Annotated in this window: 17 protein-coding genes, 1 tRNA gene and 1 pseudogene; 9 read left to right on the plus strand and 10 right to left on the minus strand. The window is 55.6% G+C overall.

Annotated elements, in window-relative coordinates; translation table 11 throughout:
- Nucleotides 1-34: 34 nt before the first annotated feature.
- The 4 genes and pseudogenes from rpoD to KO499_RS12535 all read left to right on the plus strand — a co-directional run bounded on the left by rpoD (nt 35) and on the right by KO499_RS12535 (nt 3,489).
- Nucleotides 35-1,882 carry an RNA polymerase sigma factor RpoD gene (rpoD, locus tag KO499_RS12520; RefSeq protein ID WP_215984094.1) on the plus strand — a complete coding sequence of 616 codons (1,848 nt, stop codon included), beginning with the start codon at nt 35-37 and terminating at the stop codon, nt 1,880-1,882.
- A 98-nt stretch (nt 1,883-1,980) separates the two neighbouring features.
- Nucleotides 1,981-2,057, plus strand: a tRNA-Ile gene (locus KO499_RS12525).
- Nucleotides 2,058-2,718: 661 nt separating this feature from the next.
- A pseudogene (locus KO499_RS19975) lies at nt 2,719-2,814 on the plus strand (PEP-CTERM sorting domain-containing protein); the annotation flags it as partial.
- Nucleotides 2,815-3,027: 213 nt separating this feature from the next.
- Nucleotides 3,028-3,489, plus strand: a complete 462-nt coding sequence (locus KO499_RS12535; protein WP_215984095.1) for a DUF2489 domain-containing protein — start codon at nt 3,028-3,030, stop codon at nt 3,487-3,489.
- A gap of 345 nt (nt 3,490-3,834) precedes the next feature.
- On the opposite strand, the gene KO499_RS12540 is transcribed toward KO499_RS12535, so the two are convergent.
- The 3 genes from KO499_RS12540 to KO499_RS12550 form a co-directional block, all read right to left on the minus strand.
- Nucleotides 3,835-5,199, minus strand: coding sequence for an HDOD domain-containing protein (locus KO499_RS12540; protein ID WP_215984096.1), 1,365 nt, complete (start codon nt 5,197-5,199; stop codon nt 3,835-3,837).
- A 149-nt stretch (nt 5,200-5,348) separates the two neighbouring features.
- Nucleotides 5,349-7,424, minus strand: a complete 2,076-nt coding sequence (gene recG, locus KO499_RS12545) for an ATP-dependent DNA helicase RecG (RefSeq protein ID WP_215984097.1) — start codon at nt 7,422-7,424, stop codon at nt 5,349-5,351.
- Between the two features lie 8 nt (nt 7,425-7,432).
- A complete protein-coding gene (locus KO499_RS12550; protein WP_215984098.1) occupies nt 7,433-8,392 on the minus strand; it encodes a hydrogen peroxide-inducible genes activator in 960 nt (319 codons plus the stop codon).
- 76 nt (nt 8,393-8,468) lie between these two features.
- On the opposite strand from KO499_RS12550, the gene KO499_RS12555 reads away from it, so the two are divergent.
- Nucleotides 8,469-9,335, plus strand: coding sequence for an NAD-dependent epimerase/dehydratase family protein (locus KO499_RS12555; protein ID WP_215984099.1), 867 nt, complete (start codon nt 8,469-8,471; stop codon nt 9,333-9,335).
- A gap of 62 nt (nt 9,336-9,397) precedes the next feature.
- Here the strand turns inward: KO499_RS12555 and KO499_RS12560 are convergent, their stop codons facing one another.
- From KO499_RS12560 to gmk, 4 genes are all read right to left on the minus strand, one after another.
- The gene (locus KO499_RS12560) at nt 9,398-9,784 is read right to left on the minus strand and encodes a RidA family protein (RefSeq protein ID WP_215984100.1); all 387 of its coding nucleotides are present in this window, start codon (nt 9,782-9,784) and stop codon (nt 9,398-9,400) included.
- Nucleotides 9,785-9,862: 78 nt separating this feature from the next.
- Nucleotides 9,863-12,004, minus strand: coding sequence for a RelA/SpoT family protein (locus KO499_RS12565; RefSeq protein WP_215984101.1), 2,142 nt, complete (start codon nt 12,002-12,004; stop codon nt 9,863-9,865).
- A gap of 172 nt (nt 12,005-12,176) precedes the next feature.
- On the minus strand, nt 12,177-12,389 hold the full coding sequence (gene rpoZ, locus KO499_RS12570) for a DNA-directed RNA polymerase subunit omega (protein WP_215984102.1): 213 nt from the start codon (nt 12,387-12,389) through the stop codon (nt 12,177-12,179).
- A gap of 86 nt (nt 12,390-12,475) precedes the next feature.
- Nucleotides 12,476-13,108, minus strand: coding sequence for a guanylate kinase (gene gmk / locus KO499_RS12575; protein ID WP_215984103.1), 633 nt, complete (start codon nt 13,106-13,108; stop codon nt 12,476-12,478).
- A gap of 149 nt (nt 13,109-13,257) precedes the next feature.
- On the opposite strand from gmk, the gene KO499_RS12580 reads away from it, so the two are divergent.
- The gene (locus tag KO499_RS12580) at nt 13,258-14,079 is read left to right on the plus strand and encodes an RluA family pseudouridine synthase (protein ID WP_215984104.1); all 822 of its coding nucleotides are present in this window, start codon (nt 13,258-13,260) and stop codon (nt 14,077-14,079) included.
- 23 nt (nt 14,080-14,102) lie between these two features.
- Here the strand turns inward: KO499_RS12580 and KO499_RS12585 are convergent, their stop codons facing one another.
- A complete protein-coding gene (locus tag KO499_RS12585; RefSeq protein ID WP_215984105.1) occupies nt 14,103-14,969 on the minus strand; it encodes a YicC/YloC family endoribonuclease in 867 nt (288 codons plus the stop codon).
- 169 nt (nt 14,970-15,138) lie between these two features.
- On the opposite strand from KO499_RS12585, the gene rph reads away from it, so the two are divergent.
- Nucleotides 15,139-15,855, plus strand: coding sequence for a ribonuclease PH (gene rph / locus KO499_RS12590; RefSeq protein WP_215984106.1), 717 nt, complete (start codon nt 15,139-15,141; stop codon nt 15,853-15,855).
- 80 nt (nt 15,856-15,935) lie between these two features.
- On the opposite strand, the gene KO499_RS12595 is transcribed toward rph, so the two are convergent.
- A complete protein-coding gene (locus KO499_RS12595) occupies nt 15,936-16,742 on the minus strand; it encodes an exodeoxyribonuclease III (RefSeq protein WP_215984107.1) in 807 nt (268 codons plus the stop codon).
- An 81-nt stretch (nt 16,743-16,823) separates the two neighbouring features.
- Between KO499_RS12595 and pyrE the strand changes: the two genes are divergently transcribed.
- Together pyrE and KO499_RS12605 are read left to right on the plus strand one after the other, a co-directional pair.
- Nucleotides 16,824-17,462: an orotate phosphoribosyltransferase gene (gene pyrE / locus KO499_RS12600; RefSeq protein ID WP_215984108.1), complete on the plus strand. Its 639-nt coding sequence runs from the start codon at nt 16,824-16,826 to the stop codon at nt 17,460-17,462.
- A 3-nt stretch (nt 17,463-17,465) separates the two neighbouring features.
- On the plus strand, nt 17,466-18,119 hold the full coding sequence (locus KO499_RS12605; protein ID WP_215984109.1) for a DUF4124 domain-containing protein: 654 nt from the start codon (nt 17,466-17,468) through the stop codon (nt 18,117-18,119).
- A gap of 97 nt (nt 18,120-18,216) precedes the next feature.
- On the opposite strand, the gene KO499_RS12610 is transcribed toward KO499_RS12605, so the two are convergent.
- Nucleotides 18,217-18,639 (minus strand): hypothetical protein, encoded by a 423-nt coding sequence (locus KO499_RS12610; RefSeq protein ID WP_215984110.1) that lies wholly within the window; start codon nt 18,637-18,639, stop codon nt 18,217-18,219.
- Nucleotides 18,640-18,648: the final 9 nt, after the last annotated feature.

Below are 18,648 nucleotides of genomic sequence, written 5' to 3' on the forward strand. Positions count from 1 at the left end.
TTTTTCCTTCTAGAAGCGAGTTCACAGGGTGTCTATGTCAGGCAATTCGCAAAAATCACGTTTGAAAGACCTCATTGCACGAGGCAAAGAACAAGGTTACCTGACTTACGCCGAGGTAAATGACCACCTCCCGGAAGACATCGCCGACCCGGATCAGGTCGAAGACATTATTCGAATGATCAACGACATGGGTATACAGGTCACGGAGGAGACTCCAGACGCCGATACCCTGCTGATGACCGAGGGCGACTCCACCGCTGACGAAGCAGCAGCCGCTGAGGCCGCCGCCGCACTGGCCGCCGTTGAGACTGATGCCGGGCGCACCACCGATCCTGTGCGCATGTACATGCGTGAAATGGGCACTGTCGAACTGCTGACCCGCGAAGGCGAAATCGTCATCGCGAAGCGTATCGAAGAAGGCATTCGTGATGTGATGGCGGCTGTTGCCCACTTCCCGGGCACCGCCGGTACGGTCATTCAGGCCTACGACCGCATTCTCGAAAACGAAGGTCGCATCAGTGACATCGTAACGGGCTTCCTCGATCCGGACGACGCCGAACCGTTTATGGGTGAGGAAACCACCACCGAAAGCTCAGACGATTCCGATTCCTCTTCGGACGATGACGAAGATTCCTCGGAAGAAGAAACCGAAAACGGGCCGGATCCGGAAGAAACCCGTCTCCGCTTCGAGCTACTCAACGAAAAGCTGGATGCCGCAAACAAGGCACTGGCCAAGCTGGGCCGTTCCGACAAGAAAACCCAGGAAGCCCTGAACGCACTGGGCCAGGTATTTGCACCGTTCAAGCTTGCCAACAAAGCGTTTGATGAGCTGGTGAACGTGGTTCGCTCCACCAATGATCTGGTGCGTGAAAACGAGCGCGCAATCATGCAGATTTGCGTCCGCGAGTGCAAAATGCCGCGCAAGGATTTCATCAAGTCATTCCCGGGTAACGAGACCAACCTGGACTGGGCTGACAAAATCACCAAGAGCAAGAAGCCTTACGCTGCACCGATTGCCGAGCGCATTGACGAAATTGTTCGTCTGCAAAAGCGGATTCAGAACGTTCAGACCGAAGTGGATCTGGACGTTGCCGATATCAAGGAAATCAACCGTCGCGTCTCCATTGGCGAAGCGAAGGCTCGCCGCGCCAAGAAGGAAATGGTTGAGGCCAACTTGCGACTGGTTATCTCCATCGCCAAAAAGTACACCAATCGCGGCCTGCAGTTCCTGGATCTGATCCAGGAGGGCAACATCGGCCTGATGAAGGCTGTCGACAAGTTCGAGTACCGCCGCGGCTACAAGTTCTCTACCTATGCAACCTGGTGGATTCGTCAGGCCATCACCCGCTCTATTGCGGACCAGGCCCGCACCATTCGTATCCCGGTGCACATGATCGAAACCATTAACAAGCTCAACCGGATCTCCCGCCAGATGCTGCAGGAGATGGGTCGCGAACCGACACCGGAAGAACTGGGCGAGCGTATGGAAATGCCTGAGGACAAGATCCGCAAGGTACTGAAGATCGCCAAAGAGCCGATCTCCATGGAAACCCCGATTGGCGACGACGAAGACAGCCATCTGGGCGACTTCATTGAAGATATCCAGGCCCTCTCCCCGGTGGATTCTGCTACCGCGGAAGGCCTGCGCGAAGCCACCCGCTCCGTGCTTGCAGGCCTGACCGCTCGCGAGTCCAAGGTCCTGCGGATGCGTTTCGGTATCGAGATGAACACCGACCACACCCTGGAAGAAGTCGGCAAACAGTTCGACGTTACCCGGGAGCGGATCCGTCAGATCGAAGCCAAGGCGCTGCGCAAACTGCGTCATCCGTCACGCTCCGATCACCTGCGCGGCTTTATCGACGATCAGGGCAATCAGGGATAATTCCCTAAACAGTAGCGGGCGCCTCACCTCACCGGTATAATGGCGCCCGCTCTGTTTCCCCCTTCCGGAAACACCTTTCAAAACAGCGTTCGCTGAACGGGCCTATAGCTCAGTTGGTTAGAGCAGGGGACTCATAATCCCTTGGTCGCAGGTTCGAGTCCTGCTGGGCCCACCATTTTCTATTTTGATCGTCAGCTTTATTTACACCGCTACATTCCTAGCCGGAAACAAAAAAACCTACGCACTTGATAATGAAGGCTAATTGAGTTTTGGCCCAAGACCTGCTTTTGCTTCTATTATTGAAAATGCCATTGAGGCATCCGGAGAGCGCCATGAATAAAAAGCAAATCATTTTTACTTTCGGGCTGGCAGTGACTGGCACCATCTACAGTGCGAGCACTCTGGGCGCAATGCTTTCATGCAATACAGACCCATCGAAAAACTACATGCAGATTGATGACACTGAGGCGGCCGCCTGCTTGGCATCGGGAAGCGGGAACATTACAGGCAATCCCTCGAAGGATATTTTTCTTACTGGTCCTGCCGGCAATGATTATGGTGTAGCCAGCTTAACAGACGGGACAAACCCTTACTCACTGGCCTACACTCAGGAAAATCAGAGTGGCAAGAACGGTACCTGGAGTTTTGACCAGGCTTTCTGGGATGACTTCTCTGAAGGGGCAATCGGGTTTAAGTTCGGAACCGGTCAAACGTATGATCAATGGTTTGTCTTTGAACTCCAACCGGGCGCATCTTCGGGATCCTGGGACTTCTTCTTCGGTTCAATGTTCAGCAAACACACGGGCGGTGGACTCTCGCATGTCAATTTGTATGGCAAACAAGCCTCCGTTCCGGAACCGGGCAGTCTGGCGTTACTCGGTTTAGGCCTGGCAGGTCTTATGCTGGCCCGGCGCAGAGCCAACGTGCTATAGCTCGTTGTGGTCATTGAAGGCTTTTCCCGGCTTTCTGTCTGAAAGCCGGCGTTCTCCTCCTCGCTCTCCCTACCCTCGCCAACCCGATGCTTGTCGACAGGCGAATTGATCCACTCTCCGCTACCTTCGTATTGAACGGGCAACCTGTTGCTGTCAGAGTCTGGGGTCCAGAACGCCAACACAAACGGGTCTGAACCAGAAAAGGAACCGACAATGCCACAGTGGCTGCAGTGGAGTCTGATAATCGCCGGTCTGATCGCTATCATTCTGTTAGTGATGTTTATCCGAAGCCAGATGGGACTGCTTTCTGAAAGTCGCAAGCGACAAGCGAAAGCCGAAGAGTTTCAGGTGAATCGCCGGAAAGACATGATCCGCAGCATTCATGTTATCGCGATGGCGATTGAAGAAGATCAGATCGAATACTCGGAAGCCTGCCTGAGACTCAAGGGCCTCCTGGATCACGTTGCTCCCGAACTCCTTGGGCAAGCACCATTCAACGTGTTCCAGGAGGTTCACGACCAATTACAACACATGCCAACACATCGGGCGCGGCAGGCAACCGATACGAAATTTGTGGATAAAATGGACAAAGAACGGTTTGAGGTGGAACAGAAGCACGCCGATAGGATTCGCCGCGCGGCAACGGCCATTCGACACCAGTCTTTCTCAACGTAAGGTCAGTCACCCCACTTCAAACCATCCGGGGCAAACCTGGTTGTCCGTGTTTTGTTTGGCAAGGCACTGCAGAAAGGACAATTCAACCTGTAAAAATCAACCAGCCGGCTGGTTTGAGAAGCCAACTCGCGGTTCGTTCCACCTGGTTTACAACGATCGACTTTTCTTTTTTCGTTTAAGAGCTACATTTAAAACAAGGAGGCACTTGTTCTCTGCGGAAGGTGCCACCTGACGTTGTTTTCTCCTTATAAGCTTGGACGACTCTACGCTGTATAGCGGGTGAACTAGCCGGCCTCGGAGCCGGCTTTTTTTGAAGGCGTTTTTACGATTCGGACAATCCGCTAGCTACTGGCTCATCATGCCAGCCATCGCCATAACGCTGTCCTTGTTATTAACCAGCTCATCAAACTGTTCCTCAACCTGCTCCCGATTGAGGCCCAGCTCATCGTAAACGGACTGACTGACGTCTCCACCCGCACCCAGCGCTACGCCTCTGGCGGTTAACAGTTGTCGACCCAGCCACAACAACCGGGCATAAACACTGTGATGGCCCTCATAGGATGGGTTCTTCTGATACCGGATCGCGAGTGTGACTTCGTCCGGCATACCCCAATTTTCCATCAGCTGGGCCGCGATCTGTTCCCGGGTAATCCCAAGCAGATAATGCTCGGTGACCGAGGAATCGATATCAGCATTCACTTCCAGAGAACGGCACACCAGCTTGAAATGAGGCGGGAACACTTGTGCCAGAACCAGAAGACCAAAGTTGTGAAGCAGCCCGCCAAGATAGGCAAGACCGAATACCGGACGCTCACCACGGGGCATCATACTGGCCAGAATGCCTGCAGACTGGGCCTGCCAGATTGCCTGCTGCCAGTAATCAACATAGCCCTCGGGGTGATCCTGAGGCTGCTTGAGCGCCCGCCCCAACGAAAGACCCATGGCAAGGTTCATAACCAAATCAAACCCGAGTACCCGAGACACCGCGTCATGCACCGACTTTACCTGGCCGGCGGCGGCATAGAAAGAAGAGGACGCCCAGCTGACGACCTGGGCTGCCAGGCTCGGATCACTCTCAACAATATCGACCAGGTCTCCCATGACTGCATTGGGGTTAACCCGCAGATGAATGATCCTCTGCGCCGTTTCAGGTAACGGTGGCAACTCAAGCGTGTCTACAAGACGCTGTTTTATTCTCAAGCCGGTGAACTTCTTGATGGCCGAATGGAACTGGTCCCGATCCTTGTCGTGGTCATCGTAGTTTACCGAAATGGATTCAAGGGCAACGGCGAGAGAACAGCGATCGGCATTTGCGGTAAGAGCTTGAAAATCCTCAGCCGGCATAACCATCGCCAGATTCTGTTCGCCGAGCTCCAACGCGACCGCAGAAAGTTCATCCACACGTTTATCGACCAGAGTCGGCCAGCCTGTCAGTGAAGGCAATGCAGGAAGCGCTTTAAGACCCGTCCGTTCCCTTACCCTCACCTGCTCTCGACGCTTCATCAGTCGAAAATCACGGCCAAGCTGTTTGTTTAACTGTTCCAGATCAATCAGATCGTCCTTGCGACAAATTACCTGAAGGTTCCCTTGCTCATCAGTGAGCAACGCCATCCGCAACAGTTCTTTTCGGCTCGCGGTACTCGCATCCCTCAGGGATACACCCGCAGCGGTCTCACCCAAAGCCTGCTGAACTGAGACAGGTAATTCCATAAATCTCTCCCGAATATTGCTGTTTTCCGTCGGATAACCAAAGCGTGAAAACCACTCTAAGTCCAGTATAGGCCAAAGAAATGACCCTGAGCTTGACTGAGCTCTAGTTCCAACCGCCTTTCCTGATTTTTCGTGATGAAGCCACGTTTCTAAACGTCGCCATAGCGGGTCCTTTCACCAAGCCATCGACGGACAAGGGCCTGGACATTTTCCGGATAAGCCATCAGAGCTGGCGCCATTTCCCGAACCGGTTCAATCCACCCCTTATCGCGCTCAAAGTCCGCCAGCCTGAACTGCATCATACCGGTTTGTCTGGTACCCAACACCTCTCCAGGGCCGCGAATCTCCAGGTCTTTTTCGGCGATAAAAAAACCATCCTGACTATCCCTGAGCGCCTGCAATCGGGCCTTGCCATTGTCTGACAACGGCGGATGGTACATCAAAACACAGAAACTGGCCTGCTCACCTCTACCAACACGCCCCCGAAGCTGATGCAGCTGGGCCAAGCCCAGACGTTCCGGATTCTCGATAATAATCAGCGACGCGTTGGGGACATCAACTCCGACTTCAATCACCGTAGTGGCGACCAACAAGTCCAACTCACCAGCCTTGAATTGCCCCATCACGGCCGCCTTTTCCTGGGCCTTCAGTCGACCGTGCACCAATCCCACTTTCAGGTCTGGCAATCGCTCGCCCAACGCCTGGGCGGTGACCTCGGCGGCCTGACACTGCAGGGCTTCGGATTCCTCTATCAGCGTGCAGACCCAGTAGGCCTGTCGCCCCTCCCGGCAAGCGCCTCTGACGCGCTCAATCACATCTTCCCTGCGGCTATCCGGTATCACGATCGTGTCAATCGGCTTCCGTCCAGGTGGAAGCTCGTCAATAACCGAGGTGTCCAGGTCTGCATAGGCACTCATAGCCAGAGTACGGGGAATCGGAGTCGCCGTCATAATCAATTGATGAGGTGCCAGTGAGCCGCCAACTCCTTTTTCCCGCAAGGCCAGCCTCTGGTGAACGCCAAAACGATGTTGCTCATCCACAATAACAAGGGCCAGGCGATGAAACTCGACATCACTCTGAAACAGCGCATGGGTGCCAATAACCACCTGGGCGTCACCAGAGTGAACCTCTTTCAGCGCCTCAGCCCGGGCTTTACCTTTCACCTTCCCCGACAGCCACGCAATGCGAATGCCAAGGGGTTCAAGCCAGGTTAGGAAATTCTGAAAATGCTGTTCGGCAAGGATTTCGGTAGGCGCCATCAGGGCAACCTGCGCACCGGAGCCAATAGCCTGCAAAGCCGCCAACGCCGCCACCACGGTCTTGCCGGAGCCAACGTCTCCCTGAACAAGCCGGAGCATAGGCAGCGGCTGACTCAGATCCTGACGGATGTCAGCCAGAACATGGCGCTGGGCACCGGTGAGCGCAAACGGCAGGGCATCAAGGAAACGCTCGGGCAAATCCCCTGTCGGGAGAAGTGGTAGTGCCTCTCGGGCCTGAATCTGATCACGCACTTGAAGCAGGCTCAGCTGATGCGCAAGCAGTTCTTCCATCACCAGGCGTTGTTGCGCCGGGTGACGCCCTTCCATCAGCCGATTTACCGACGCATTGGCTGGCGGAGAATGCACGAGCTGGACAGCTTCCGAAATCCCGGGAAGCTGGTACTCGGCCAACAGGTTCTCAGGCAACCAGTCTCGAATCGGGAACCGCTGAAGATAGCCCAAAGCCTGCTGGCACAGCGAGCGCACTCTGGGCTGCTGTATCCCCTCGGTCAGGGGGTACACTGGCGTCAGGGTCGCCTCACCTTCCGCCGGCATGGGCGGCGGATTTACCTGGTACTCGGGATGGTAGAACTCATAACCGGCGCGCCCCGGACGCACCTCGCCAAAGCAGCGGACTCTGGAGCCCTCGCTCAACTGGTTCTTCTGTGCGGCGTTGAAATGAAAGAAACGCATCACCAGAAAGCCGGTGCTGTCCCGGAGAGTCACCTGCAGGCTGCGCCGGCGCCCCATCACCAGGTCGGCTTTCATAACCTCCCCTTCGACGACAACGACATCGCCAATTCGCAGGCTGCCCATCGGCACAACCCGGGTCCGGTCCTCGTAGCGGTGAGGTAAATGGAACAACAGATCCTGCAGGGAGGTAATTCCCAGCTTGGCAAGCTTCTCTGCCAGGGCGCTTCCTACGCCCTTGAGCTGGGTGACCGGAATGTCATCCAGTGACGTCATAGGCAAACTCAGGCGCTTTCGGCCACAACCGGTGTATCTGTTTTCGCCTTTTCAATTACCCGACACTGGCTTGCCGCCAGTGAGAGCACATCAATAGCCTTGGGGCGCGGGAAGGTGACCCGCCAGGCCAGGGCCACCGTTCTGAACGGTACCGGGGAGGCAAATGGCCGCACCGCCAGGATGTCTTCCTGATACTGCATGGCCGTAGCAGCCGAGAGTGGTAACACTGTAATACCCAGACCGGAGGCGACCATGTGGCGAATGGTTTCAAGGGAACTGCCTTCGGTTACCAGAGCCGGAGACCCGTTATTCGCCCTGTGCGTCACCGCTTCTACCAGTGGAGGACAGGATTCAAGCACCTGGTCTCTGAAACAGTGGCCCGGCCCGAGCAACAGCAATTGCTCCTTGGCAAGCTCGTCAGCGGTCAGCTCATCTTTACTGGCCAACGGATGTCCAGCCGGTAGCAGAACCACAAATGGCTCGTCATAGAGCGGCAACGTGACAACTTCCGGCTCTTCAAACGGCAGAGCAATAATGATGGCATCCAGCTCAGACTGCCGGAGTTTTTGTCTCAAGGTAGCGGTATAGTTCTCTTCGATGTAAAGCGGCATTTCCGGTGCGGCACGCCGCAGCTCCGGCAGCAAGTGCGGGAACAGATAGGGACCGATGGTATAGATGGCACCTACTTTCAGTGGCGAATTAAGCTGATTTTTGCCGTCCTGGGCCATATCCCGGATCAGCCCTACCTGATCCAAGACCCGCTGGGCCTGTTCAATAATACGTAGCCCGGTTTCGGTCACACGGATACTGCTTTTGCTTCGTTCGAACAGGGGAATACCGAGCTCGTCTTCCAGCTTTTTAACGGCAACACTGAGCGTTGGCTGGCTGACATGGCAACGCTCTGCAGCCCTGCCAAAATGCCTTTCGCGGGCCAGTGTAACGACGTATCGTAACTCGGTGAGAGTCATGGTGAGCTCCGGTCAGAAAAATGCGGGTCGAAGTTCCACTAATTTATGAGGTAAAGCATAAGGATTGAAATTGTCTATGGCAATCACTGAACGTAGTAAAGAGCCTCGAATTCTGGTGGCAGGTTGCGGCAAACTCGGTGGTGCCATTGCCAGCCGGCTGAACACCTCAGCCACGGTTTTCGGCCTGCGCCGAAACCCTGCGCGTGTTCCTGAGGGCATTCAGGGGATAGGCGCAGACCTGACGCGGCCAGACACTCTTACCGGCAGGCTGCCGGATAATCTCGACATCATCCTCTATTGCCTCACGCCCTCCAGCTACGATCAGCAGGGATATCGCGACGCCTACGTGACAGGCCTGACGAACTTGCTACTTGCCTTGAACGATCGCCCTCTCAAACATCTGTTCTTTGTAAGCAGCACCAGTGTCTATTCACAGAATGACGACAGCTGGGTGGATGAGTCCAGTCCTACCAGCCCCGCCCGGTTCAGCGGTGAGCAGATTCTCGCCGGTGAAAAAACCGCGTTGGAAAGCGGCCATCCAGCGACCATCATCCGATACAGCGGCATTTATGGACCATCACGACGGCGCTTTCTTGAGGAGGTTCAGGAAGGACGCATGAATCCAGCGACACCGGCACCTTTCAGCAACCGCATTCATGAAGAGGATGCGGCAGACGCGGCAGCCCATCTGGTGAAAGTGGCACTTTCAGGGGCGACACTGGAGTCCTGCTACATTGCCAGCGATTGCGAGCCTGTCAGGCTAGACGAGGTAGTGGACTGGGTACGACAGCAGACCCCTTGCGCCGAGCCACAGCCGGATGCTCGCAAAGGCGGACGCGCCGGCAGTAAACGCTGCAGTAACAAGAGACTGTTGAGCACCGGGTTCCGATTCCGCTACCCGGACTACCGGGCCGGATACCGCGCTATGATCGACCAGGGCTGACACTTCGGCATTAAAAAAGGCGGCCAGAGCCGCCTTTTTCGCAATCCCGGTGAGAGCAGACCCTAGCTGAGCACCATGACCGCTTCCATTTCAATGGGCACGCCCTTGGGCAGGGCTGCGACACCCACCGCTGCACGGGCCGGATACGGTTCCGGGAAATAGGTAGCCATGATCTCGTTCACCGTGGCGAAGTTCGCCAGGTCTGTCATGTAGATGTTCAGTTTTACAATATCCTTCAACTCACCACCCGCGGCTTCACAGACAGCCTTCAGGTTATCGAACACCTGCCGGGTCTTGGCGGAAAAGTCACCAGCCACCACTTCCATCGTTTCGGGTACCAGTGGAATCTGGCCAGACAGGTACACGGTATCCCCTGCCTTTACCGCCTGGGAGTACGTGCCAATCGCCTGTGGCGCATTCTCGGTCTGAATTACGGATTTGTTGGTCATGACACTCACTTTCCTCTCATCCAAAACGCCAATCGTCGCGCTTGCACCGCACGCCTGTCAACCAGGCCATGCTCGAGCTCAGTGCCTTACCCGACTGATGTGGGTAATCGCACGGATATTTCGGATCCGGCGCATGACCCGTGCCAGATGGCGGCGTCCGTGTACATGCACAACAAGACTGACAACGCCAAACCGGGCATTCTGCTCTTCCACATTGATTCGCTCGATATTGCCGTCAGCCATAGCCACTGCATTGGCCATCTCGGCAATCACGCCGCGCTGGCGCTCCAGTTCAACCCGCAGCTCGACAGAAAACTCATCAGTTATATCCTTGGCCCACTTCAGATGAGTGAGTCGTGCCACGCCCTCATCGTCCTCGGGCAGCCGGGAGCAGGTATCGGAATGAATCACCATACCGTTACCCGAATCCATCACCCCGACAACCGGATCCCCGGGAATCGGCTTGCAACAGCTGGCAAACCGTACAAGAAGGCCCTCAGTGCCACGAATGGTCACCGGAATGTGGTTGCCACCCTCAATATCCCGGGGCGCGTCCTCCGCTTCAGCAACCCCGGAACCACTGGCGAGCTGACGAGCAACCAGGTAGGCCATCCGGTTGCCCAGGCCAATGTCACTGATCAGATCGTCAAAACTGTTCACCTGATTATGATTAACAACGGCCTGCTTTTGGCCATCACTGATCTCCGACAGCTTGGCACCAAACCCTTTCAGGGATTTTTTCAACAGCGTACGCCCCAGATCCAACGATTCTGCGCGCTTCTGACTTTTTAGCACATGGCGGATACTGCTACGTGCCTTGCCGGTTACGACAAAGCTGAGCCACGCCGGGTTGGGCCGGGCACCGGGTGCCGTAATAATCTCCACGGTTTGGCCACTTTGCAGCGACTGACTGAGGGAACCGAGATTGCGATTGATACGGCAGGCCACAGTGGCGTTGCCGATATCGGTATGTATCGCGTACGCAAAGTCCACCGGGGTGGCGCCACTGGGCAACTCCATGATCCGGCCCTTGGGGGTGAACACGTAAATCTCATCAGGAAACAGGTCCACTTTCACGTGCTCGATAAACTCCATGGAGTCATCGGCCCGCTCGCGCATTTCCATGAGCCCTTTCACCCAGCGGTCCACCCTCGCCTGATTCACACTGGTTACACTGCTGGGCTCGTTCTTATACATCCAATGAGCCGCAATACCATTGTTGGCAATATGCTCCATTTCCTCGGTACGGATCTGGATCTCAATGTTCACATGCATGCCGAACAACGTGGTATGGATGGACTGGTAGCCATTGGCCTTGGGCATGGCGATGTAGTCCTTGAACCGACCCGGCAGAGGTTTATAGAGGCTGTGCACAGCACCGAGGATGCGATAACAGTCATCCTCGGTATCAGTGATAATCCGGAAGGCATACACATCCATGATTTCATGAAACGACTTCTGCTTGAACTTCATCTTGTTGTAGATGCTGTTCAAGTGCTTTTCCCGGCCCAGAATCCGTCCTGGCAGGCCTCGCTCTTCCAGCTTTTCCTCAAGCTTGCCTCGAATATCCTCTATGATTTCCCGGTGGCTGCCACGAAGGTTATCCACGGCCTTGGAGATGTACTTCGAACGCATGGGGTACAAGGACGTGAACCCCAGGTCCTCAAGCTCGGTGCAGATGGAGTGCATACCCAAACGATTGGCGATTGGCGCGTAGATGTCGAGCGTCTCGGTGGCAATGCGCTGGCGCTTTTCATAGGGCATGGGGCCCAGGGTTCGCATGTTGTGCAGTCGATCCGCCAGCTTCACCAGAATGACCCGGATATCCCGGGCCATGGCCAGGGTCATTTTCTGGAAATTCTCAGCCTGGGCTTCAGCCCGGGAACGGAATTCAATCTGGGTCAGCTTGCTGACCCCGTCCACAAGCTCCGCAACATCGTCACCGAATTGTTCCGCCAGCGCATCTTTTGGAATGCCGGTATCTTCAATGACATCATGGAGCATTGCCGCCATCAGACTTTGATGGTCAAGCCTGAGATCAGCAAGGATGTGAGCAACGGCCAGCGGGTGTGTAATGTAGCGGTCGCCGCTTTTACGCATCTGCCCTTCATGGGCCTGCTCGGCATAATAGTAGGCGCGCCGCACCTGATTAATGCGATTGGTATCGAGATAGGAGCTGAGCTCTCGAGCCAGTCCTTCAACCGTAGCCTCTGCCGACACCGCGCCTCCACGACTTCATGAAATTCAGGGACAAAAAAACCCGAATGCACGCATCCGGGTCCTTCCTCAGTCCTTCCAGCAACGTTCTATAGCTACACTATAAAACCGCGGGGACAGATTTCAATGCTTCTCGCATGCAGACAGTCAATTACCTCTCCTGCCCACAGACAACTTACTCGTCGTCGCCTTCCTTGAGAAGATCCCGAGTAACTTTACCTTCGGCAATTTCGCGCAGGGCAATCACCGTCGGCTTATCATTTTCTTCAGCCACCATCGGCTCGGCACCCTTGGTAGCGAGCTGACGGGCACGCTTGGTAGCCAGCATTACCAGCTGGAAGCGGTTATCAACGTTTTCCAGACAATCTTCAACGGTAACTCGTGCCATAACTTCCCCGACAAATAAAATGACTGTTTTAGCAGACCGCACAGTTTACTTCGGCCGGCTCAATTTGTATACAGAAAAACTCCGTATCAGCCCGGACCGGACAATCCGGCCAGCAACGCCTGGTGCCTGGCCTGCTGGGCCTCCATTCGAAGGCGCTGGGCCCTGACAATGGCGAGCAGATCCGCAAGGGCAGCATTGAAGTCATCATTGACCACCAGAAAATCGAACTCCACCGCGTGGCAGCATTCCTCTTCGGCCTCTGCCAGGCGGCGCTCCACGATCTCTGGCGCATCAGTACCCCGCCCTTCCAGTCGTTCACGCAATACCTCCGGGGACGGTGGCACGATGAAAATACTGACGCACTCGGGAATCAGGCGACGAACCTGGGTGGCGCCCTGCCAATCGATCTCGAGGATAACATCCTGCCCTCTCGCCAGCGCTTCCCGCACCCAGACCTGGGACGTTCCGTAGTAGTTGCCAAAGACATCGGCGTGCTCCAGAAAGTCGCCCCGGGAGATCATCGACTCAAAGGTGTCCCGACTGACAAAATGGTAGTTAACGCCGTCCTGCTCACCCTCTCGCATTGTGCGGGTGGTATGGGAGACGGAAACACCGAGCTTTTGATCATTACGCAGCATGCCCGCTACAAGGCTGGTCTTGCCGGCACCGGATGGCGCAGAAATAACGTACAGGGTACCCTGCTCAACTGCCTGACTCATAAGCCGAAAACTCCAAACCTGAACGCGACGGCCGCTTGTTCCGACCGGTAAAACCGCGAATTATACGGACTTTGAAAAAACACCGCACCCCAACGGGACGCCAGCTGATACCATTTACCGCATCGTCCGCTCAATAAATGACAGATTCCATGCGAACCACCATCGATATTACTCTCGAGACGACAGCAAAAGCCGTCGACGCCCTGAGCGAAGCATCTCCCGGACTCTCTCGCCAGAAAATCAAAGACGCCATGACCAAAGGTGCCTGCTGGTGGACTCACAAGGGGAAGCGCCTGAGGTTGCGCCGAGCGACCAAAGAACTCAAGCCGGGCATCCGACTGCAACTGTTCTACGATGAGAAGGTACTGGCAAGAAAGCCGGAAGATCCGGTTCTGCTGGAGGATCTAGAACGTTACTCCGTCTGGTTCAAGCCTCACGGGTTGCTTGCTCAGGGTTCCCAGTGGGGGGACCATTGCAGCCTGCTCAGGCTGGCAGAGCTTAATCTCGACCGGCCATGCTACTTGATCCATCGCCTTGATGCGGATGCCGCAGGCCTGATGCTTATTGCTCACGACCCGAAAGCCGCCGGCGCACTGTCCCAGTGTTTCTCGGCCCGAACCATGACCAAGCGCTATCGGGCCCGGGTGACTGGTTTGATAGACGCCCAGGATCAACTCGTGGACAACCCCATTGAAGGCAAATCGGCCGTCAGCCGGGTTTCTACACTGGCCACCAACGAAGCTGATCAGACCTCCCTGGTACAGGTGAGTATCGAAACCGGGCGAAAACACCAGATCCGCCGGCATCTGGCTGGCCTGGGCCACCCGATCATCAGTGACCGGCTCTACGGTCGCGCGGGTGGACCACCCCTGCAACTACTGGCCTGCTATCTGGAGTTCGACTGTCCGTTAAACAAACGAAAACTGGTGTTCGAGTTGCCGGCCCGACTGGACAGCCTGGAACAGGGCTAAACACCCAACCCAGGCTTCCTGCCTCACTCCAGATTCTGCACCTGCTCCCGCATCTGCTCGATCAGAACCTTCAGGTCCACGGCAATGCGAGTCACGCCGGCATCAATGCTCTTGCTGCTCAGAGTATTGGCTTCTCGATTCAGCTCCTGCATCAGGAAATCCAGGCGCCGGCCAATGGCATCCTCGCTCCGGAGAGTATCGGACACTTCGCCAATGTGAGCATCCAACCGGTCCAGCTCCTCTGCCACATCGCTCTTCTGGGCAAGCATGACCATCTCCTGGGCCACACGTTCGGAATCCAGCTCCACTTTGGCTTTCTCGAAGCGCTCCCGGAGCGTGCGCTCCTGGGCCTCAAGCAATGCCGGCATTCGTGTGCGCACATTCGACACCAGATCGCCCATGGTTTTCAGGCGGTCCTCAAACAACGGTCGCAACCGCTCACCTTCACGCTCCCTGACCAAAGACAGCTCGGCAACCGTCTGTTCGAACAGACTGACAGCCGCGTCTTTCGCCGGGCTGTAATCCTGTTCCTGTACCGAGAGCACGCCCGGCCAGCGAAGAATATCCAGAGCATTTATGTGGGCAGGGTTATCCAGCATCCGATTAATGTGGTTTGCCGCCTCGTTAACCGCCTGGGCCATTTCCTCGCTGATTTCGAAGCTCTGGGCCGCCTTCTCGATCGGCTGCAGACGCATGGACACATCCACCTTGCCCCGTTTCAACTGCTTGCGCAGCGCCTCCCGAAACCGGTTCTCGAGTTCCCGGAACGCCTCCGGCAGGCGAAACGAAGGCTCCAGATACCGATGGTTCACGGTCCGGATTTCACAGGTCAGCGTACCCCAGTCTCCCTGAACGTCTTTCCGGGCAAATGCGGTCATACTTCGGATCATGTCGGCTCCGCTCTTGGTTAATCATCAGCCCCTGAGTTTAACAGGCTCCTGACATCCACGGCGAACCCAACAAAAGCCCGGGGCCAACGTGATATACTTCTCGGCCTTTTCGACAAATCTTCGACCGGGTCACGCACCCGGACATTCAATACTGACTTCAGGAAATACTATGCGTCCAAGCGGCAGAACACCCGAACAACCAAGAGATGTTCGAATCACCCGCAACTACACTCGCCACGCTGAAGGCTCCGTCCTGGTGGAGTTCGGCGACACCAAAGTTATCTGCACCGCCTCTGTCGAAAACAAGGTCCCGCCGTTTCTGAGGGGCGAAGGCAAAGGCTGGATCACCGCCGAGTACGGCATGCTGCCCCGCTCCACCGGCAGCCGTATGGGCCGGGAAGCCGCCCGCGGCAAACAGGGAGGTCGCACTGTCGAAATCCAGCGCCTGATCGGCCGGTCTTTGCGTGCGGCCGTCGACCTGACCGCCCTCGGTGAACATTCCATCACCATCGATTGCGACGTCATCCAGGCCGATGGCGGCACCCGCACCGCTGCCATCACCGGCGGTTGCGTGGCACTGGTGGATGCCCTGAACCACCTGGTCGCCGAGAAGCGTCTGAAGAAATCGCCGCTCAAGCAGATGATCGCAGCCTTTTCGGTTGGCATTTACAAGGGCACACCAGTGGTGGATCTGGACTACCCGGAAGACTCCGAAGCCGAAACCGACATGAACGTGATCATGACCGACCAGGGCGGCTTTATTGAGATTCAGGGAACGGCGGAAGGTGCACCTTTTGACCAGTCAGAACTGGACAGCATGCTGACTCTGGCAAAACAGGGAATTGAGCAGTTATTTGAAATTCAGAAGGCGGCGCTGGAAGGCTGAAGCTTAGCTTGGTGTCTGCGTGTCCGGAGGGTGAAGCCTTTCCCCTCCGAACCCGTTACTGCTCTGGCACTATCTGACTTTCAGAAGCCGATTTCGATATCGTAATCCATGATCACCGGCGCGTGATCGGAGAACTCAACCGAGTCGTCAATCCAACCATCCTCAATGGTTTTCCGGATTCCCGGCGTCAACAGCTGGTAATCCACCCGAATCCCGGCATTCTTACGAGACCCTTCCGCCTGCTCCGGCCACCAGGTGAACTGGTTGCTCTGTTTGTTGATCTCGCGAAATCCGTCGACACATCCCATTTCATCAAACAGGCGATCCAGCCAGGCACGCTCGTGGGGCAGGAAACCGGAAAAATCCAGTTTGTGATACAGAGGACTCGCGTCGGTAACGTGATGCGCAGTCTGGAGGTTTGCACACAAAATGAACTGTCTGCGTTTGCGCAACGTTTTTTGCATGTGCAACCCGAAGGACTCCAGAAATTCGTCCTTGTGGTCCAGAACCGTCAAATCGTCCTCGCCGGTCAGCTCTTCTTCACGACCAAGAGCACAGGGCGCCAACACACATGCGACAGAAACCTTGTCAAAATCGGCCTGAATGAACCGGCCCTCCCGGTCAGCCTGCTCATTGGCGAAACCGTACATGATGGCCTTCGGAAAATGACGCGTGTAAATGCCGACACCCCCATCTTCGTTTTTCTCGCCATCAATGAAATAGGCCTCGTACCCCTCTGGGATCAGGTTGTAGTCCTCAATCTCATAGGCCCGCATCCGATGGTCCTGGACGCAGACCACGTCAGCGTCCTGCTCCACCAGCCAATCGAAAAAGCCATTTTCAACAGCCTGGGCGAGGCCGTTGACGCTGATTGATACTACCCGCATACGTGTTCCCTGATTCGGTTTGTGTGTATGATACCGTTTTTACGCGCTAATTAAAGATCAACACCCGCCAGAAGCCTTGTCATGCACGACTATCAGCAAAAATTTATCGAATTTGCCATCCGCCGAAATGTATTACGCTTTGGTGAGTTCACTCTCAAGTCGGGCCGAACCAGCCCCTACTTCTTTAACGCTGGCTTGTTTAATACCGGAGACGACCTGCTCCAGCTAAGCAAAGCCTATGCCGCTGCGCTCGCTCGCAGCGGACTTGAGTATGACATTATTTTCGGACCTGCCTATAAGGGCATTCCGTTGGCGACTGTCACCGCAATGGCGCTGGCTACAGACGGTAACAGCAAACCCTTTGCGTTTAACCGCAAGGAAAAGAAAGATCATGGAGAGGGCGGCAACATCGTTGGCGCACCATTGCAGGGCAAAGTGCTGATTGTGGATGATGTCATTACTGCGGGCACAGCTATCCGGGAATCCATCGATATCATCCGGGCTGCAGGAGCCGAACCGGCCGGCGTGCTTATTGCATTAGATCGTCAGGAAAAAGGCAATGGCGAACGTTCCGCCATCCAGGAAGTTGAGCAAGAATTCGGCATCCCGGTGGTGAGCATCATTCGCCTTGAGCAGATACTGGACTATCTTGAAGCCAATCCGGAGTTTTCCGGGCACGCCGAAAAGGTAGCCGATTATCGTGATCGTTACGGAGTCTGAGTGATGGCCAACCGACTGACCTTACTGTCTGTCAAAGCTACGGCATTAGCGCTGACCCTGGGTTTCTCTGCCCAGGTAGCGGCCAACATGTACCGTTATACGGATAAAAGCGGTCAGGTCGTCATCAGCAGCACCATCCCTCAGGAAGCCACCAAACGGGGCTATGACATCCTAAGCAGTAATGGCCGAGTGATAGAAACCATCCCTCCTGCGCCTACCGAAGACGAGATTGCCGCCCGTGAAGCGGAAGAAGAACGACAGAAGGCGCTCGCCGAACAGCTCGAAAGAGACAGGCAACTGCTCAAACGCTTCAGTCACCCTGACCAGGCAGTAAAAGCCATGCACCGTAAGGTTCGGGAGCTTGAGGGCCTGATCCAGCTCAAGCGCGGCAATATTTCAGTGATATCCAGCCAACTGGATAACGAACAAAGCCGGGCCGCAGACATGGAGCGGGCCGGCCGTGAGATCCCCGAAACCACCCTGGAAAAGATCCGGCGGCTGGAAGCCCAGATTCGTGACATTGAGCGGGAAATCACTTCACAGTCCCAAGATATCGAACTTATGCGCAGGGCCTTTGAGGCCAAAATTGAACGCCTGGAAGAGGTCACGGGCAAAGCACGAACCTTACCGCTCGATCATACCCGAACCGAAAACTGACTCTTCGCCCGATCTCGCCACAGAATAAAAAAGGCCGCCGATTTTACCTGGCGACCTTCTGTATCACTTACCGTTTCAGTGAAACGCTGCCTTAGCCTCAGGCAGAAGCGGTACTTTTCTTGGCAGTAGACGTGGTTTTGCGCGCAGTGCTCTTGCGTGCAGCCGGCTTCTTCGGCTCAACCGCCTTCTTGGCATCCCCGGCAGCGAGAGACACATCATCAGCAGCCTCAGCTACAACATCTGCACCTTCTGCAGCCTCTTTCTCAAGCTTGGCGACCAGATCACCAGCAAAGCTACCGAAACGACTGTTCAGGCTGCGCAGCTGCTCGAACAGGCTGTCGCTGTATCCGTTATAACGCTTGCGCAGTGTTTTTACGCTGTATTCCCGCGCTTCAGATTCCAGCTTCTCCGCGTAGTCGAACGGCTTGGAAGCCAGCTTCTTCTGTTGCTCTTCGGCGGCGTTGATGCCCTTGGTTACGATATCCTGAAGCTGTTCCTGATAAGACTTGAGTTTACCCATGATGATTCT

Origin of the sequence: Marinobacter sp. F3R08 (assembly GCF_018860425.1) — a bacterium.
GTDB lineage: Bacteria > Pseudomonadota > Gammaproteobacteria > Pseudomonadales > Oleiphilaceae > Marinobacter.

Coding starts and splice junctions, on each gene's coding strand:
- rpoD (WP_215984094.1), top strand. CDS start 35: ATGTCAGGCAATTCGCAAAAATCACGTTTGAAAGACCTCATTGCACGA.
- KO499_RS12535 (WP_215984095.1), top strand. CDS start 3,028: ATGCCACAGTGGCTGCAGTGGAGTCTGATAATCGCCGGTCTGATCGCT.
- KO499_RS12540 (WP_215984096.1), bottom strand. CDS start 5,199: ATGGAATTACCTGTCTCAGTTCAGCAGGCTTTGGGTGAGACCGCTGCG.
- recG (WP_215984097.1), bottom strand. CDS start 7,424: ATGACGTCACTGGATGACATTCCGGTCACCCAGCTCAAGGGCGTAGGA.
- KO499_RS12550 (WP_215984098.1), bottom strand. CDS start 8,392: ATGACTCTCACCGAGTTACGATACGTCGTTACACTGGCCCGCGAAAGG.
- KO499_RS12555 (WP_215984099.1), top strand. CDS start 8,469: ATGGCAATCACTGAACGTAGTAAAGAGCCTCGAATTCTGGTGGCAGGT.
- KO499_RS12560 (WP_215984100.1), bottom strand. CDS start 9,784: ATGACCAACAAATCCGTAATTCAGACCGAGAATGCGCCACAGGCGATT.
- rpoZ (WP_215984102.1), bottom strand. CDS start 12,389: ATGGCACGAGTTACCGTTGAAGATTGTCTGGAAAACGTTGATAACCGC.
- gmk (WP_215984103.1), bottom strand. CDS start 13,108: ATGAGTCAGGCAGTTGAGCAGGGTACCCTGTACGTTATTTCTGCGCCA.
- KO499_RS12580 (WP_215984104.1), top strand. CDS start 13,258: ATGCGAACCACCATCGATATTACTCTCGAGACGACAGCAAAAGCCGTC.
- KO499_RS12585 (WP_215984105.1), bottom strand. CDS start 14,969: ATGATCCGAAGTATGACCGCATTTGCCCGGAAAGACGTTCAGGGAGAC.
- rph (WP_215984106.1), top strand. CDS start 15,139: ATGCGTCCAAGCGGCAGAACACCCGAACAACCAAGAGATGTTCGAATC.
- KO499_RS12595 (WP_215984107.1), bottom strand. CDS start 16,742: ATGCGGGTAGTATCAATCAGCGTCAACGGCCTCGCCCAGGCTGTTGAA.
- pyrE (WP_215984108.1), top strand. CDS start 16,824: ATGCACGACTATCAGCAAAAATTTATCGAATTTGCCATCCGCCGAAAT.
- KO499_RS12605 (WP_215984109.1), top strand. CDS start 17,466: ATGGCCAACCGACTGACCTTACTGTCTGTCAAAGCTACGGCATTAGCG.
- KO499_RS12610 (WP_215984110.1), bottom strand. CDS start 18,639: ATGGGTAAACTCAAGTCTTATCAGGAACAGCTTCAGGATATCGTAACC.